This is a genomic window from Peribacillus sp. FW305-BF15 (genome assembly GCF_058783805.1).
Window position 1 is genome coordinate 1 of sequence record NZ_JBYSYV010000069.1, and the last position, 1,096, is coordinate 1,096.

Consider the following 1,096-nt stretch of genomic DNA (forward strand, 5'->3'; position numbering starts at 1 on the left):
TGCACATAACCCTGTCAAGTAGACAATAAAAAAAGAGTATTTTTTAAGCTGCGGCCTTTTCTCGATATTCAATTGGGGAAAGGCCGTTGAATTTCTCTTGAAAGCGAGCCGTATTGTAAAACTCTATATACTCTTGAATAGCTAGATAAGCTTGCTCTGCTGTTTTTGGACATTTTAAATATAACTTTTCTGTTTTTAAATGTGAGAAGAAGCTTTCTATACACGCGTTGTCGTGACAATTGCCACGACGAGAGTGGCTTCCTCGAATGCCGAGTTCCTTCACCTGATTTTCATATGATTTCGTCGTATATTGGAATCCTTGATCTGAGTGCAGGAGAGCCCCCTTGCTAAACGGCTTGTCCCTTAGCTGGTTTAGCGTATTATGAACCAATTCAAGATCATTTCGTGTAGAAACTTCCCATGCAACAATTTCATTATTATACAAATCTAAAACGGCGGAAAGGTAGGCAAACGTGTCTCCAATCCGTACATAGGTTATATCTGTTACTAACTTATGAAACCTCATCTCTGCGTAGAATTCACGATTTAAGACATTATGAAATACAACTGACCCTCTTCGACCGTAGAAAGGGCGTTTCTTCCGAATGACTGATTGGACCCCCAACTCTCTCATTAATCGACGAACACGCTTGTGGTTTACAACGATTCCTTCTCTGGACAAAGCTCCAGTCATCCGTTTATATCCGTAGTAGGGGTGTAGCTTATGGATGGCTAAAATATGTTCCTTTATCCATAAATTTTTCTCAAGTCGCAAAGAACGAGCAGAATGTGTCTTCCGCCATTTGTAGTATCCAGCCTTTGAAACTTCAGCGATTTTTAATAGCCACGAAAGTGGGTACGTTTTCCTCAAACCATCGATTATTTGAAACCTTTCGGCTTTCAGGACCATTCCTTCCCATGTAGATTTGGATTGCGCTTTTTTAAATAATCCACCTGCGCTTTTAGATAGGTATTTTCCTCTTCGACACTAGAAAAATTCTTACGGTTCCATACACCACGTTGATCTTCAAAAGACTCGTTATTCTGCACTTTCTTCACCCAACTGGCTATCTGTGCATCACTTTTAATACCAAAA

General features: G+C 40.0%; 1 protein-coding gene. It reads right to left on the minus strand.

Going from position 1 to position 1,096, the window contains the following annotated elements; translation table 11 throughout:
* Nucleotides 1-43: 43 nt before the first annotated feature.
* Nucleotides 44-1,096 (minus strand): IS3 family transposase gene (locus AC3WLU_RS26725; RefSeq protein WP_492598226.1). Its coding sequence is split into 2 segments (ribosomal slippage), with 1,054 coding nucleotides annotated over them: nucleotides 44-945 and nucleotides 945-1,096; the frame shifts between segments, so codons are not numbered across the junction. This gene is flagged as partial in the annotation.